The sequence below is a fragment of the Streptococcus oralis genome (genome assembly GCF_026782125.1).
GTDB classification, from domain to species: domain Bacteria; phylum Bacillota; class Bacilli; order Lactobacillales; family Streptococcaceae; genus Streptococcus; species Streptococcus oralis_CE.
Genome location: NZ_JAKUVY010000004.1, coordinates 19,603 through 36,139, shown reverse-complemented (window position 1 = coordinate 36,139; position 16,537 = coordinate 19,603). Strand labels below are relative to the sequence as shown.

General features: G+C 38.9%; 9 protein-coding genes. All 9 read right to left on the bottom strand.

Features of this window, described 5'->3' with window-relative positions; all coding sequences use genetic code 11:
• Positions 1-3: 3 nt before the first annotated feature.
• A complete protein-coding gene (locus MK385_RS04550; protein ID WP_061742871.1) occupies positions 4-249 on the bottom strand; it encodes a hypothetical protein in 246 nt (81 codons plus the stop codon).
• 171 nt (positions 250-420) lie between these two features.
• Complete coding sequence (locus MK385_RS04545; protein ID WP_061742872.1) at positions 421-858, bottom strand: single-stranded DNA-binding protein; 438 nt, start codon at positions 856-858, stop codon at positions 421-423.
• 77 nt (positions 859-935) lie between these two features.
• A complete protein-coding gene (locus MK385_RS04540) occupies positions 936-4,640 on the bottom strand; it encodes an SspB-related isopeptide-forming adhesin (protein WP_268725404.1) in 3,705 nt (1,234 codons plus the stop codon).
• Between the two features lie 26 nt (positions 4,641-4,666).
• Entirely contained in the window at positions 4,667-5,473 is an 807-nt protein-coding gene (locus MK385_RS04535) for an LPXTG cell wall anchor domain-containing protein (RefSeq protein WP_247955317.1), read from the bottom strand.
• Between the two features lie 16 nt (positions 5,474-5,489).
• On the bottom strand, positions 5,490-6,563 hold the full coding sequence (locus MK385_RS04530) for a hypothetical protein (protein ID WP_268723539.1): 1,074 nt from the start codon (positions 6,561-6,563) through the stop codon (positions 5,490-5,492).
• Between the two features lie 13 nt (positions 6,564-6,576).
• Positions 6,577-6,915 carry a hypothetical protein gene (locus MK385_RS04525; RefSeq protein ID WP_000800858.1) on the bottom strand — a complete coding sequence of 113 codons (339 nt, stop codon included), beginning with the start codon at positions 6,913-6,915 and terminating at the stop codon, positions 6,577-6,579.
• A gap of 91 nt (positions 6,916-7,006) precedes the next feature.
• On the bottom strand, positions 7,007-8,857 hold the full coding sequence (locus tag MK385_RS04520) for an AAA family ATPase (protein ID WP_268723538.1): 1,851 nt from the start codon (positions 8,855-8,857) through the stop codon (positions 7,007-7,009).
• Positions 8,858-8,859: 2 nt separating this feature from the next.
• Positions 8,860-10,605: a type IA DNA topoisomerase gene (locus MK385_RS04515; protein ID WP_268723537.1), complete on the bottom strand. Its 1,746-nt coding sequence runs from the start codon at positions 10,603-10,605 to the stop codon at positions 8,860-8,862.
• A 167-nt stretch (positions 10,606-10,772) separates the two neighbouring features.
• Entirely contained in the window at positions 10,773-16,532 is a 5,760-nt protein-coding gene (locus tag MK385_RS04510) for a PBECR4 domain-containing protein (protein ID WP_268723536.1), read from the bottom strand.
• Positions 16,533-16,537: the final 5 nt, after the last annotated feature.

The following is a 16,537-nucleotide window of genomic DNA, read 5'->3' as shown; positions in this document are numbered from 1 at the left end:
CGACTACCCCCTTACACCTTCCAAAAACCATTCCATTTTTCGAGTATAGAAGCTCGAAAAGAGAAATATGTGAAACTGTAGCCTTGGAGAGGCTTTCTCATAACGGTGAAAGTAACTTTCTAACCATTTCTCTCCATCCAACTGAAGAACATTCAATCGACTGGATCGACTTTGTTCTAAGTAATTGGTCACCTGAAGAGATTCCGCAATCAATTCATCAGACAGATAATTGTATTTTTGTCTTTCCATTGTTGCACTCCTTTCTTATTATCTCTTAATTCCCCTCTATTCTAAAGGATAATATCAAATTCTTTGTTAAAGGGACAAAAGATATTGTTGTGCCATAAGTTATATAACTTTTTATACAATAAATAAACAACAGAAAAAGCACACAAGTGTTCTTGTATGCTTTCAATCCCTTTAGAATGGGGAATCCGCATCCATTGGTTCAGGATAGGATGTAGGAATAGAACTTTGTGTCGGCTGAGAAAAGCCTTGTTGTTCCTGCTTACGTCGGTTTGATGCTTCCTTATTTTCAAGGAAAGTGATTCCTCCTTGTTGGTTTGGGGAAATAAACTGATACGTCCGACGTTGACCTTGTTCATCGTTATATGGTCGTTGGATAATTTCTCCTTTTAAGAGGATTGGAGAGCCTTTTGATAGACTCTGAGCCATCAATTCTGCTTGTTTTCCGTATACTTGCACATGGAAGAAACTAGAAATTGGTTTATTTGTATCATCATTCATACTCGAATCACAAACAAACTCAAATTTGAAACTGGCATGACCATTTTTAGTTTGACCTACTGCATCACTTGGGATGAATGCAACACGTCCAGTAGCGATAAATACTTGCATTTTTTTCTCCTTTCAATAAAGACCACAAGAGAGTTATACCCCAGCTTGTGGTCATCCTTTCATTTTAGTTCGTCAAATTAGTTTTCTTTCGACTTACGAAGACCTGCAAGACTCAACAATCCCAAAATCATTCCCACAACTGGAAGCATGCTTGCTGATGTTCCAGTGTTTGGAAGTGATGGCTGCGGTTGTGGCTTACCTGGTTCTTTAGGTTCTGGTTTCGGAGGCTCTGGCGTTGTTGTTGTAACTTTTGCCGTCATCTCTTGTAAATTGACTATATTGATAAAGGTATTTTCAACCTTTCCGGCTGCGATGCGTTCGACTTCTAGATAGAAGTCTGCATCGAACGTGCCTTTTACACCTAATGAGTTTAAGAAGTCCTGATTAATAACATACGACCATTTGCCTTCCTTTTCGTTCCATTTAACGGTCACAATTTTCTTAAGGAAGTTAGGATCCGTATCTTGGTTCACTTCAAATAAGAAGGCATAAGTTGTACCTTTGGCGATCTTGTCGCCAGCTTTGACTACTTTTCCATCCTTCAGGATGACATCATAAGTCAAGATAAGGTCCTTCTCAGCTGTGTACTCTGTACCCTTGAAAATACCTTCCCACTTACCTGTGAATCGATCATGAACCACATCCAACTGATCACTACCATCATATTGGAAGAGGCTATCATGTTTAGTAGGCACGGTTACGCCATCAAGTAGATAGCGGATGTATTGACCAATCTGTACTTCTTGGCCGTCCAAGACTTTTTTATTATCCTTTTGATCCAAGGCGTGTTTCTCTGGATTCACATCAGGAACCGAGATAGTGACAAGGTTTGATTGATAGCCATTGCCAAAGTCGATTTGTTTAAGATCGTTTTCGACTTTCTCCCCTGCTTTAACCAGGAGCTTAGCTGGGAGATCAATCGTCACCTTTTTATTTTGCTTCACATAGTTGTAATAAAAACTCTTAGAATCCTTCGCTACCCAAAGATAAAACTCACCTTTAGGATTTAAGTTCAATTCTTTCAGAATCTTATTGATTGCATCTGTACGCCCTTTGTCTGAAAGGACGTGATACATGTCAAACAAGTCTTTTACATCTTTACCTGCAGCAGTCATCTTGATCTTACTGTGGTCAACTGTGAAGGCTTTGTCTTGAACATCATCAAAGATTCCAAACTTCTTACCAATCGCTTGCGCTGAAGCAAGGGTTTTGGTGTAAGAGCTATAGTCTGTCATCAAGCGGAAAGTCACGGTGCGATCAAATGTTGTCGCCCCATTGATATCCTTACCAGAGCGATCCAGAACGGCTTTGACTGGTTTTGGTGGCTTCGGTGTGTAGTTCGTAACAGTGTTTGAGAAAACCTCATAGTTATTCACTAGCACTTTATAAGTGTTATCATAGAAACCTTTGTCATAGATTGGCTTCCAGGTAATCACTGGGGCATCTAGGCGCTTCCCTTCGTAGGTTGCAGTAAAGGTATACGTATTCTTTCCTGCATCATAGGCAACGCCCCATCCTGCTTTCTCTGCAGCTGCCTTTGTGACAGCCACATCAGGAACTGCTCCAGCTTCGAGTGGATCGATGATGGTAATCTTGTCCCCTTTTTTCAGGTTCGCATAGATATTGTCATGATTCAATGTGTAGAGCTGCACAGCGTTTTTAGCAACTGTTTGACCGTTTGTATTGGTCTTGTCTGTATCTGCTACAGATTTGCTGACAACTGGTTTATAATGCAATTTATAGCCGTGATAGTTTGCTGATAACTTCTGATTTTTCGTCTCAGAAAGTGTTTTAAGAGCCAAGGTTGGCTTAACTGGATTTTTCGCTTTAACCAATTCAGCTGATACAGGTTCAGTCTGAACTGGCTTCACGGTTGTTTTTGTGATAGTTGCAGTAGCTGGAACTTCAACGACTGGCGCTACAACCTTTGTATTCAAAGCAAACCAATAGGTTTGGCCATTTGGACTTTCTGGTCCATCCCATTGAATAAATTCGGTTGTGAAGGCTGTCCCTTCCTTAAAGACTCCAAGAGCGGCACCCTTGTACTGATATGCTGAAGAGGAAGTATCCCAAAGATGACCTACCTCTTCCTCACGGTTATAGTCTTCTGCATAAACATAGCCATAATCCTTGTTTTGAGTAACAGTTGATCCATTAATTTCAACATGTGTCCCATTGATGGCTTTTGCGCCTTCCCACCCGATAGGGTTGTGGTTTAGAGACGAGTAGGTCAAGGCTGCAGGTGTCTTTTTAGATGCCTTGAAAGCTACTTCTTGGCCGTCCTCATTGTAGTAGTAGGTATCTGTAACCAGGAAGTTCATGTAGTCCGCAGCTCCACCTGTTCCATCATTTCGAGCTACTACAAAGCCTTCTGTTGGATCATTCAAGACATAGACATCGTTTAGGCCCGTTTTACCTTGGTTTACAATTTGAAATTTTCGATGGATACGAGAAATATTGTGTTGTTTCCCATCCTCGGTTGTGACTGTTAAGCCGTTTAACCCAGTATAATCAATTTCTGTTGTCCAACCATTGCCCACATCTTTGTATTTCAAGACTTTGGTTGAGTCTAGAACACGAGAGTACCCAGATCTGCCACTTGATGAGGCGATATAATCCGTAGTCAGTTCTTCTGCTCCTGAAGCTGTAGACTTCACAGTTGCTTCAGGATTAGCGGTCGAAAGACTTAGAGCTTGTAGTACAACTTCTTTTGTGTATCCTTCAGTGCTTGTTTTAGACTGAAGATCGTTGTACTTCTTCTGCCATTCAACTTGGGCCTGCTTAGCTTGATTATAAGCTGCCTGGTTTTGTTTGGCAATTTGGTTAGCCTCATCTACTGAGGAAACTTCTTGGGTTTTAGAACTGAGAAGTACACCTGATTTTTTCAATTCAGCGAACTTACGGTCAGCATCTTGATTGACTTGTTCACTAGCATTCTTCTTCTCTGTATAGGCAGCCATGAGGGCTTTGTTAAGCTCCACTTTACCTTTTGCAGTCGCAATAGCCTGGTCATTTTGTTTCTTCAATGCTTCGACTTCTGCGACTGAAGAGACCGTACGTGTAACGACTTTAACATCAACCTTTTCTTTCTTCAGCTGTTCAGATGCGCTTTCTACCGATTTGTTTAGAGCAGTAGCTTGTTCAACAGTAGCATCATACTTAGCTTTTTCACCCAGGTATTTTGTTACTGCTTGTTGGTTATCTGACAAGACCTGTTTAGCTGTTTGAGTAGCTTTCTTGTTTTGGTCTGCTGAACCATCTGTGGCAGTTGAACCGTCATTCGTTACTGTGACAGTTGTTGCTCCTTCATGCTTGGCTTTTTCATCCGCTACAAATTGATTGTTAGCGTGAATAGCTTCTTGCGCCTCCTGGAAGGCTTCATTGTTTTTGACTTGTTTTGTAGTCGTTTCTTCCAGTTCCTTGACCTGCTTGCTCTGATCTTGTTTAATCTCAGACTTAGACTGTTCAAGTTTTGGAGCAGTGGTATCTGTCCCCTTATCAACGCTTGGTGTTTCAGATACAACTACTCCAGCTTTTTTAGCATTGTCAGCAGCCTTTGTGACTGCTCCATTATCAATCGCTACAGGCTGGCTTCCTGTTGCTTTACCAGCTTGTGTAGCGTACATGTTATTGTCATTTTTGCTTTCAGGTTGTACTGCTTCATCCGCAAATGCTGAACCTGCAGAGAAGGCTACAAAACTTGCGATTGCAATACCTGATGCTAAACCTTTAGCCCATTTTTTCTTACGGAAATATCCGTGTCCTTGTGTTTTTTCTGTCATTTAATTGTTTCCCTTTCCATTTCACCTTAAAACATTTTCTTCTTGTAGACATAGCTGACTGCCGTCAACAACATAGCCCCAATAGCACCCAGAATGCTTTCTGCCGTTCCTGTATTTGGAAGGGTTTTGAGCTTCCCATCTTTGTCAGTAACAGAGATAGTCTTATCTTCGTTAACTGTTCCACCAACCTCTTCAGGAGCAACCACTGAGCCATCTGAAAGGACTACGTTTCCGCTTTGGGTGCTAACAATTGACGCACCTGTATTTGTTTCAACAGGCTCTTTTGTCACATCATGAACTACTTGACCTGTTGAGGTTGAAGTGGTTCCAATTTGTGACTTCCCTTGCTGGTTCGCTTGATCAGTAGTTTTTGGCTTTTCATCCGGAACACCATCTAAACTACCTGCATTATCCTTGTCTTGTGGCTTATCTGAAGGTGCTGGTTTATCAGCTGGCACCCCGTCAAGACTTCCTGCGTTGTCTTTGTCTTGTGGTTTATCTGATGGTGTTGGAACACCATCGAGACTACCTGCATTATCCTTGTCTTGTGGCTTATCTGAAGGTGCTGGTTTATCAGCTGGCACTCCGTCAAGGCTACCTGCGTTATCCTTGTCTGAGGGAGCTGTTGGGTCAACTGGAGTAACTGAAGGCTCTGTTGGCTGAACTGCTGGAGCCTCTGTTTCTGTTGAAGCGCTTGGCGCTGTTGGCGTAACTACTTCTGTTGTTGGTGCTGAAGAGTCAATTGGTGTTACTTCATCAGCTGATACAAATCCAGCTTGTGCAAGTGCGATAGTTGAAAGTGCTAATGTAGCTAATACTTGTTTCTTGTTCATTGTGATTTTTCCTTTTCTAATTTTTAAGATAATTTGATTCTTTTGGTTCTGTTTCTACAACAAATCCATATTTTGAAGAATCAGAAGCTTTTACATCAAAAGTTAATCTAACGCTAGATGATTTATCCCCTCTTTTGACAGACAGGATATAGGAAACCGTATATCTTTGAGTTTCTGAATCATAATTCAATTTCTCTAAAATAACGGACTGTAAAATTCCTTCTTTCGGTTTGGTAAATTTTGCATCACCTTCAGAAAGAAAATCTACTAGGTTTTCTTTTTTGCCCGAGTAATAAGAAGGTAAGAAATAACGGCTAAATACATCAACCTCATTTTTCGTTGAAATGATAAGTTGAGTATTTTTTTGTTCCTGGTATAAGAAATTTACTTTTTCGGACTGGCTTGATAGTTGAGCGAAAGCAAAAAATACGCAAATGATATTTATTACTGACAACACTCCCAAACCACCTAAAAATAGATAAATTTTCTTCAGGGAAACTGACTGCTTTTGAACAATAGGAGGGGCAACAGTTATTTGACCTCCTGCTTTTAGATCATGTGATGGACGATTTGGTTGTGAAACAGCCATCGTCTCACCTTCAGCTGGGAAAAGAGGAAGAGAAGAATTGGACAATCCCATACTTTGTTTATATACAGGATAAATCTGGTTCTCAAAATACTCCCTTTTTTCTTGATAGCTGTAATTTGCAAATTCAGAGCGAGTAAGTATCGCTTGAATGAGGGGAAGCAAGAGGTTTTCATAGTCTTCTGTAATGAGGAAGGGACTAGCGTAAACCTCTCCTTCTGTCACCACGCTTTTCCCTTCCAGATGGGCGATTGCTACTTTTTTCAGCTGAAACTGACCATACGCCTGTTTTAACTCTTTAAATAACAATTCGGCTTGTTGAAATGTTAGGTAGGGTAAACTTTTTGAAATCGGCTGAGAAAAATCAGAAAGATGATCCAATCCCTCAATGATATCAAGTAATTCACTATCATCTTCTGGACCTCTTCCATCTTCCCAGGAGATTTCTAAAAATAGATCGTCTGTAATCGTACAGCAACCTTTATTAAAGAGTGAAAAAGCCATAAATCACCACCCCTTAACTTTTCACGAAATCAAAAATCCATTCAATAATACTTGGTCCCGCTGAAACACCAATAATTGCAATTGCAATAGACACCCAATTTTTTTTCATTGAGGCTTTTAACTCCCGTCCACCAAACGCATAAATGAGCGAAGTGACAACGGCAGCTAGACCAAATAGCGCAACACTGACTAGCTGAACTTTTGTAATTCCTTGTCTTGCCAAGTTATCCGACTTAGCAAATGGATCGTCCGCATAGACTGTAGATCCTGTTAGGAATAGGGAAAGGCTCAATAAAAACATCTGTGATTTTGTTTTTACTTGCTGAAGTTGTCTTGTCAAATAGTTTTTCATAGAAATCCTCCTTTGTTTTTTTGACAACGTTAGTATAATAGATAATTGAAAAAAATTTTTTAAAGGGACAATCATTTTTTTAAGGTGAATTTTAAGAAAATAATGCTTCACCAAATGACGTTTTTTCAGCTTCGACGTCGAATAATATTTTTCTTTTGTCTTCACGGTGATACTCATCTGGTGCATCACCTTCTACCCAAAGATGAAAATGATACTCTTGGTTGTGATCAGATAAGTTCAGAAACTCTTTAGAAATTAAAGGGAGAACCTTATGTTTAATCACTCTTTCCAGTGGCCGTGCACCATCTTTTATATTTGTTCCTACATCCAATAAATAAGTAACCAAACTTTCTTCATAAGAGAGAGTCAACCTTTGATTCTTCATTCTTTCTTTAATTTCTGATAGATGTTTGACAATAATTTCCTTATTCACTTCCTCGTCTAACATGTTGAAAATCAATTTATATTCAATTCGATTGAGAAATTCTGGTCTGAACCTAGTTTCTAACTCCAACGTCATGCTCTTTTCAAACTGAACCTTATCCCTGTCGGTTAGCTTTTTAAAATTCCCTTTTAATTCGTACTGCTTAATAATTTTTTGAGAACCAATATTCGTAGTAATAATAATAATCGTATTCTTAAAACTCACTTGCCTTCCAGTTGAATCAGTCAAACGTCCTGCATCAAGCACCTGCAAAAATAAATCTACAACTTCTGAGTGTGCTTTCTCCACTTCATCGATCAGGATAACGCTATAAGGTTTTTGTTTAACCTTCTCAGTCAATTGACCTTTCGTTCTCGTTTGACGATCGCCAATCAGCTTTGTAATATCTCCTTTTTGCTTATACTCAGACATATCAAAACGAATGATTGCCTCCTCATCATCAAACATCCCCTCTGCCAATGCCAGGGCAAGCTCTGTTTTCCCAACTCCTGAAGTGCCTAAAAACATGAAGGAAGATAGGGGCTTTCTTTGATCCTGTAAACCAGCTTGTGCAACAGTTATAGCGTTCACAACAGCATCTACAGCCTCATCTTGGCCTTTAACACGTCGTGATAGCTTTTCTTTTAAACCATCTAGCCTTTCCTTGTCACCTTTCAAAATCGTCGTGACAGGAATACCTGTTTTATTTTTCAGCACCTCTGCAATTTCTTGCTTCCCGACATGGGCTAATCCATTTGTAGAACAAATTGTCGCTGCTTCATCTATTAAGTCGAAGGCTTTATCAGGTAAAAATTGATCTGGTATGTAACGAACAGATAAAAGTACAGCTTGTTTTACAGCTTCAGAACTAATAGATACCTGGTGAAAGTTTTCATAAATAGCTTTAGCTTGTTCAAGAATTTCAATCGCTTGAATAGTTGTTGGCTCATCAACCATAATCGGTTGCATCCTTCGCTCTAGCGCTCGATCCTGTTCGACATACTCATGAAATTCATCCAATGTAGTTGCACCAATCAATTGCATCTCACCACGTGACAAAACTGGTTTAATAATATTTCCAGCATCCAAAGCGCCCTTATCTGAACCACCAGCACCAACAATCGTATGAATTTCATCAATAAAGAGAAGATTCTCTCCTTTGGTTTCTACCATCTCCTCAATAATTTTCTTGAACTTAACAATAAATCCTCCATCCTCATCTGACATTAAACTAGATAATTCCAGAGAGCGTACGGTCAAGTTTTTTAATTTTGGAGATACCTGGTTTCGTAAAATGGCTAAAGCAAATCCTTCAACAATGGCTGTTTTCCCAACTCCAGCTTCTCCTACCAAAATAGGATTATTCTTAGTTCGTCTGAGAAGAGTGGTCTGAACAGCTTCTACTTCTTTATCACGTCCGTACACCTGATAATCTTCTGCTTTTTTTGAAACTTTTTCTGTCAAATTATCTGTATAACGATCTAAATAGGGTGTTTTTTTCTTTTCTTCAGTAGTCACACTTAATCACCTCTCTCTTTTACTTCCTTGATTTGAAGAGTAAGCTTATCTTTTATCGCATCCACAAATTCTCGTGGATTGATTGTCCCTTCTCCTATCTGAGATAGAAACATTTCCCAGCCTCCTGTTGTCTCTGGATCAGAAAACTCATTGTCATAGAGATAATTGATCAGTAAATAGGCCTTGTTGGTAGGAGTTAGTTGACCTGTTTTTTTATCTTTAACAACATAGCCCTTGCTCTGAATTTTTTTAATGATTTCTCCTCTAGTGGCTTGAGTTCCCAAGCCATATTTAGGAAATATTTGGCCAATCAATTGGCTTTCAGTTAATCGTTTAGGTGGTTTTGTTTCACCCCCTACAATCTGAACCTGCGTATCAATTTCATCTCCCACTTGATAATCAGGAACTTCAACAGGACCTCGTACCTTTCGTGAACTCCATTTAGCCCATCCTAATTTATGAAGCGTTCTACCCTTTGTTTTAAAAACAAGACCATTATTCTTTACTTCAATTGTTTTGGTCGAATAATAACAATCATCTGCAAACATCAAGATTGCCTGCTTCACAACCGCTTCATAAATCAGTCGTTGGTCAGTCTTTAAATTTGAAAGATTTGGAATTCTTTCAGTCGGAATCAAGGCTGAATGGCTCGTACCAGATACTTTTTCATCATTGACATAATCTTCCCTAGGCTCCAAAAACGCTGGCTGAAAATGACAATTAATAGCCTTTTGATAGGCAGATAGATTTTCTTTTAAATCGTCAAATTCAAAGCGACTGATGTATTCTGAGTCCGGACGTGGATAGGAGAGAAATCCTTTCAAATACAGTCCTTCAACAATACTCTCTGTTTTGCTTGAGTCAAATTTCCAGGCGCTTGCTGCAAAACTTTGTAATGCAGACAAGGTAAATAGCTGTGGAGCGGATTTCTGATGATTTTCTATCTCAACTGAAGAAATAATAGAGGTGGTTGATAACCCCCTTGAAGAGGCTAAAATAGCCTCACTATCCTTAGTTTTGTCTTTTGTTGTGAAGAATACCCCATTTTTCTTATCCTCCAGCTGAAGCTTCCAATATTTTTCTGGAGTAAAGTTACGAATCGCTAAATCATTTTCACAGACTATTCTAATTGCAGGTGTCTGAACTCGACCAACCGATAGATGGCTACCTTTTGTTCGAGGGAGTTGTCCTCTTGCTTGAAGATCAAGTGTAGCAAGAGGTGATAAATTCATACCTACCAACCAGTCACTTTGTGCACGTGCTTCAGCTTCCAAGTAGTAATTATAGGTCTCTGAAGGTTCCTTCAATTCCTGAAAAGCTTTTTGAAGAGCTTTCTTGGTCAAAGAGCTTGCCCAAAGCCGTTTCCAAATTTTCTCCTTGCCTCCTGGTATGTGCGACAAAATAGAGTACGCAATCCGCTCCCCTTCTCTATCAGCATCCGTCCCAATAATCACTTGATCCGCTGTTACCACTTCATCATAAATTCTCTTAAATTTTTCTCTTGAATTCTTATCCTCTTTGAGATGTTGCTTAAATGAAACATTTGTCAGAGGTAATTTATCAAGTGACCAGTTGTCTGGTTCACTATATTCAAATAGGTGCCCTTCAGCAGCCACCACATGAACTTCAGCTGGAAAATAGAGTGATTGCCTGATAACATAGACACCTTTCGTTTTACTAAATTGTCCCAAAGCTGTAGCATAAGCTTCTGCCTGTTTCTCTTTTTCAGCCAGAATAACTATAACCATATCATTCTCCTTCTACTTCTACTTCATTTTCTGTCATTGTAATCTATAATTAAAAAATCTTTTGTAAAGGGACATTGACACAGAGTAGAACGAGTTCATATCAAAGAACGACACAAAAAGTTATATAACTTTTTACACAAAAAAGAGGCTCACAAAGAGCACTCTTTCTATACTTTAAGCCCCTTCTTTGGGCTTTGGATAAAATTTTGATTTTGTCCCACCTGTCTATTCAACTGATAAGGCTTTGTATGTTGTTCAACACTTTTTACAATCTTAGATACTGTTCCATGAATCCGTTTCATAGATTGCGCTAGTTGTTGATCGTCAAGAGAGGTCAAATTATCAGTCCAAATTGCCATATAGCGAATGGCTTTTTCAGAGGTATCTAACCCAAAATGATTAGAAACGAGATAACTTGTCATCTCAGCTTCAAGTTCTCTACGATCTTTTGAGACATCTTCCTTATACGAGTTAGCAAATTTAGGGTTATGTAGACTAGCATGAGCCAACTCGTGAATAGTAGTGGCAACGACTTCTCCAGGAGTATTATCTGGATTCAAAAGTATCTTTTGTTCATCTGGATAAAAAGATCCTTTCGCACTTCTCAACTCTTTTGCATCGTCTTGATAGATTGTTACTCCAATATTCTTAGCATAGTCGGAAAGTCCTTCAAGCACCTCTTTTGTACGAATATGATCCATATTAAAGTCATAGTGACGATTTGGCATCGCTTTGGGATAAAATTCAGGTTTCAAGGTTGTTTGAGACAGCTCAAATACTTTATACGTAGCGAATTTAGCTAAACCTGTATTTGAATCTCTTTCCTGGAAGAAGCGAGATTTCAATTTTCCTTCCTTCTTTAACGCCTTTTCTTCAGGTGTCGCTTCAGAAAGTCTTTTATATTTTGGATTGCCTTTTCCATTTTTTACCTGATTTCCATTTTCATCCAATACAGGAATCATTTCAACCATCATAGGTCTAAACAAGGTAATATGTGATTTTTCTCCTGTCTTAACCGAAAGATTGTTATGGACAACTTCTCTTGTTCGACCTGTTTTTTTATTGGTATAGGTATTTCTAGTTTCAAATACCTGTTCTGAAGTAATTCCAAGAACTTCCCCCATTGATTGCCATTGATTATAGGTTGCGACTGCACTCGCTCCTGGCCACTGTTCCTGAATCAAAGCGACATTTCTAGGTGAGAGCTCTGGAAACTTACTCATAAAATTCAGATACTCTTCTAACCGTTCTGGTGTTTCTGTGTACTCTCTCACTTTTTGGAAAGCAACCTCACTCAATTCATGAGGCGTTAAAGCAGCATAATCAATACTACTTGAGTTTACTTCAGGGATCTCCAAATCCGAAATAGGTTCCTCTTTCAGGATCTCCTCTACACGCTGAAGCAAATTGGTTTTAGTTTCTTGCTTAGAAGATTGAAAAGCTACCGTTTCTCTTGTATCAGGAGTTTGACCTTCTCCTTCTTCTGTCAATCGAGCCGATTCATTTGCTTCCTGGGAAATTTCCTTATTCACCTCTCTATTTTCCAGCTGAGAAAGAATTTCTTCATCCATTGATGCTAGTACAGATTGACCGTTGAGTCGACGATATCCTAATCCTAGCATTTGTGAAATTGGTGTAGTCTCATCTCCAATATCATATCGAATTCCCTCTTTGATCATTTCACCCCCTGGAGCATAAACATCAAACTTAATTTTGGTAGGAGGGATGTAACCTTCAGTATTGCCTGCTGTTACTTGTTTCATTCCTTCTTGATGAATTGGATAAAAGTCCTGATTGGCCTTGTATAGCTCTTTAGCAAAGTCTTGATAAGATATAAGCTCTGTCTCTTTAAACGGCAATTTCGGGCCATCTGGGCGATCCTCGGACCATTGAAGACGAATATGATAGTCATCTTTATAAATATGATCTTGATGCCAGTCTCTATAAAAGTCGGAATTTTTATCCAGAAGATTATCTTCTCCAGCTGCAGCAACAATCTGATCAAATTTATCATTGTGCTGTTTCGCATAGTCAAGATACTGATTCCAGGCTTGATGAAATTCTTCTGGAGTTTTTGAGATGTCACCTGGCACACCTAAATTATAGACAGTATCTAAGACTTGAGTAAACGTAGCCGAATCAAGTAGGGGGCTATTCAGTGTGTTCTCTAGCATTGTTTGTTCAATTTCTTTAGAAACTTCTTCAAACTGCTTATTCTTCAAAACTGATAGCATTTCTGCACCATTGTCTTTAACATATTCCTCATTAATTGACAGTTGCTCAATGTGACCATCTCTTTCTCTATAGACACCGAGAATGATCTTTTCATCCAACAATTTAACACTAGTTGCAAGCTCTCCTTTGAGTTTCATAAGAGAGGCTGGAATTTTTTCATCTCCGATATCTTTAAACAGTAGTAAGAAATCTTCATCTTTTGCTTTAATAGCTTCACTCATATTGAGATTGTGAAGCTTTTCAACACTGCTCAAATCATCCAGAACAAAGGATTGTGGCTCTAAAATATCCTGAAGCATTGGAAGAACCTGCAATTTATCCTTAATTGAATTACTAATCAACATACCGTCATAATGACCTCGACCAGCCGCAAAATCTTCTAAGAAATCAGCAGCACCTTTTCCTTCTTCAAAAGGTCTAATCCCTGAAAGATGGATAAAGTTTTCTTTTTGGAAAGTTACTTGAAGAACATTCTCTTCTCCATGATCCGCATAAACAAAACTTATTTTACTGCCAGCCATTTCACTTAAATACCAGGACGCTGTACTTTGAATGGAGGGCGCATATTGGTTCAAACGTCTTAAATCGGCAGGTGTAATTGGGTGATAATTCCCCACTCGCCGTTGCACTTTATCATAATTTGTGCTAAAATGAAGGTACGGATAGGATGATGTCGGGTGACTGGTAACAGTTTGCTCAAAGGTACTTGTTTCAAGTACAGGTGAGGTACTGCCTTCAGCTTTAGGCTGTAAAGAACCCGTGCCACCACTGGTCCTATCATTCATTTGCTCCTGAGAACTCTCAGGAGCTTTTTCTTCTGATTCAACTGACTCTGTTTGAACATTCTCCTCAGCTGAAATCTGTGATTGATAATCATGATCTGCTTTTTGTGCCTGTTCTAAATAAGGAGTTGGAAGAGTTTCTCCCAATTGCGTTGAAAGGTCACTGTCTTCACTACCAATATCATATCGAAAATCATCTGTCAGACGACTCCCCTTTTCATCTTGCAATGCAAAATAAGTTTTATCATATCCCAGGCTAAGCATTCTCAAATTATTCTCTTCATACAATTGAGCTATAAAATCCTTATATGGAATCACATCTCCTGATGAGAATTTCTGAGATAGATTTGGATTTTCTGTAAAATCAAAGGCTACAAATAATTCTGGAGGCACTGAACTTCGCTCTTCCTGTATCATTGGTTTTACTCCAATATTTCCTTGCGCTTGTTTGGCAAGTAATTCATCCACCTTCAGTCTTTCCTCATCTGTTTTCGGATGATACTTAGTTTGTGAAGATAATTGAAACTCTCCTTCTTCAGTCAACTCCAGGGCAACTCTTCGTAACCCTTTTACAAAATACGTATTTGGTTGTTTTTGCCACTGATTCACTAGACCTTCATCAATTAAGGCTTGAGTTGCTGGCTGAATACTCGTTTTGTCCATTTGTTCAGATATAGCTTCAAGTCTAGTCAACTCTTCTTGATAGCGTTTGAGAGTAGCTTTAGTAAAGAACGACTCCCCACGCTTAGCTTTTTCTAACTCTTCACGGATTCTAGGTATATTTTGAACACTCATCTCCAGACCACTTCCCTGACGATTCAACCCCATTTCTTTCAAATGTTGTTGGTGCTCCAGGCGCTCTACTCGTTCTTCCTGTTGCCTAATTTCATCCATCTTTGAGAAAACTTGACCTTCTATTTGTTCTTGCTTACGCATAAAACTAGCACCACCTCGCTTATCATTCATGGGTTGCCCATTTGTTAGCGCTTGGTGGGAATAAGCTCTTGAAATAGCCTCATCTTGTTCACCTTTAAGTCGTTCCAATTTTCGACGTGCCTGGGCAAGACGACTGTTATCAGATTTTTCTTCCTGTTGATTCTTTAGAACATCATTCCAGTCTGTCTTCTCCTGACTTTGTTCAGGGGCTTTTTCTATGTACTCCAGTATTTGTGCATCTAAACGATCAATTTCTTTTCTGATAGACGTCGTACTATCCGCAAAATAAGCATCCCTTTCCAATCTAGTACGTTTTGCGAATAACTTGTCTAAATCAGTCGTTATAAATCGTGACATTTCTTTTTCAAATTGCCATGCCTGTAGTTCATAGTTAATGCCTAAATCTTCCCGAATTTTTTCTGCTAATTCATCTTTCCATTTTCCATGTAATTCCCAAACTAGCTCTAATGGATTATTAAAGGATTTTTCATTTTCTACCGATACAGCTGATAAATCAACTGATGACTGTTGATTCTGGGTTCTCAAGGCATCATTCCAGTCTGTCTTCTCCTGACTTTGTTCGGGGGCTTTTTCTATGTACTCCAATATTTGTGCATCTAAACGATCAATTTCTTTTCTGATAGACGTCGTACTATCCGCAAAATAAGCATCCCTTTCCAATCTAGTACGTTTTGCGAATAACTTGTCTAAATCAGTCGTTATAAATCGTGACATTTCTTTTTCAAATTGCCATGCCTGTAGTTCATAGTTAATGCCTAAATCTTCCCGAATTTTTTCTGCTAATTCGTCTTCCCATTTACTATGCAATTCCCAAACTAGCTCTAATGGATTATTAAAAGATTTTTCATTTTCTACCGATACAGCTGATAAATTAACTAATGACTGTTGATTCTGGGTTCTCAAGGCATCATTCCAGTCCGTTTTATCTTGTCCTGGTTTTAGTTCTGGTAGATCTGAATTGATAACAGCCCCTTTTGCCTCCAATTCTTGAATGAATGTTCTACCTGCTTTATCATTATCTAATGCTAGAGTAATCAAATCCGCATTTTTCCCATCTTCAAAAAAGTGATGATCAATAGCTACTTGAAGTCCGTCCGCTAATTGTTCAGGTGTCCATCTTAGCGGTTTTCCTGATATTTCAGCTTGAATTTGAGATAGATGACGGCCTATAGTCGATTCTTTCAAACCATCCATAGAAACTAATCTGACGTCCTGAAGACTATCTTTGTGCAATTCATAGTAAGACATTAAATCAATCGGACTCTCAGTGAAAATCAATCGTTTTGGACTGCCAATATCAACATGAATACCTGTCATAGGATCGGAGTTTTTCATAATCACTTTAGCATATCCATGTTTTGGCCACTTCTCCCAATTCTCTTGGATTCCTTGTAAAGAGGCTCCAACAACTTCACCTGAAGAAGAAAGGGACTTGAATACAATAACTGGCTCAATCGCATTTGTTGTAACTCCACCAGTGCCTTCCGCAAAGTAGTCAAGTTTGGCGTTAGCTTGGGCTAAAACACCCTGTTCCAAAAAATAATCAATCGTTTCATCCGATAACCCACGTTGATTCCGTAAGTAATCTCTTCCAGCTGAAAACGGCTGCTCGTATTTCTCAAGATAGTATTTAAAATCTTCTTGAGGTCTTTCAACCATTTGAAACTCTTTAAAGTTTCCATCATTCAAAAAATCTACAGATTGGTTAAAACTTACTTCCTTTATCGTCTCAACCAAAGAAATCGCATCTCCACCTGTATTTCTAGAGAACCATTTCCATAAATTTTTATCAGGTGAAATAACTAGGCTATCATGTTCTTTCCATCGATAGTCTCGTCCAGATCGAACCAGCTCCATCTGAAGCTCGTTTGCAACATCCAAAATATCTCTAGAACGTGCAAATTCAACACGTTCTCTACGACTTTTCCCACGTCTTGATTCTTGTTCTGTCATATAAA

Bases quoted from the DNA above. Each gene is read 5' to 3' on its own strand.
- MK385_RS04550 (WP_061742871.1), bottom strand. From the start codon at position 249: ATGGAAAGACAAAAATACAATTATCTGTCTGATGAATTGATTGCGGAA.
- MK385_RS04545 (WP_061742872.1), bottom strand. From the start codon at position 858: ATGCAAGTATTTATCGCTACTGGACGTGTTGCATTCATCCCAAGTGAT.
- MK385_RS04540 (WP_268725404.1), bottom strand. From the start codon at position 4,640: ATGACAGAAAAAACACAAGGACACGGATATTTCCGTAAGAAAAAATGG.
- MK385_RS04535 (WP_247955317.1), bottom strand. From the start codon at position 5,473: ATGAACAAGAAACAAGTATTAGCTACATTAGCACTTTCAACTATCGCA.
- MK385_RS04530 (WP_268723539.1), bottom strand. From the start codon at position 6,563: ATGGCTTTTTCACTCTTTAATAAAGGTTGCTGTACGATTACAGACGAT.
- MK385_RS04525 (WP_000800858.1), bottom strand. From the start codon at position 6,915: ATGAAAAACTATTTGACAAGACAACTTCAGCAAGTAAAAACAAAATCA.
- MK385_RS04515 (WP_268723537.1), bottom strand. From the start codon at position 10,605: ATGGTTATAGTTATTCTGGCTGAAAAAGAGAAACAGGCAGAAGCTTAT.
- MK385_RS04510 (WP_268723536.1), bottom strand. From the start codon at position 16,532: ATGACAGAACAAGAATCAAGACGTGGGAAAAGTCGTAGAGAACGTGTT.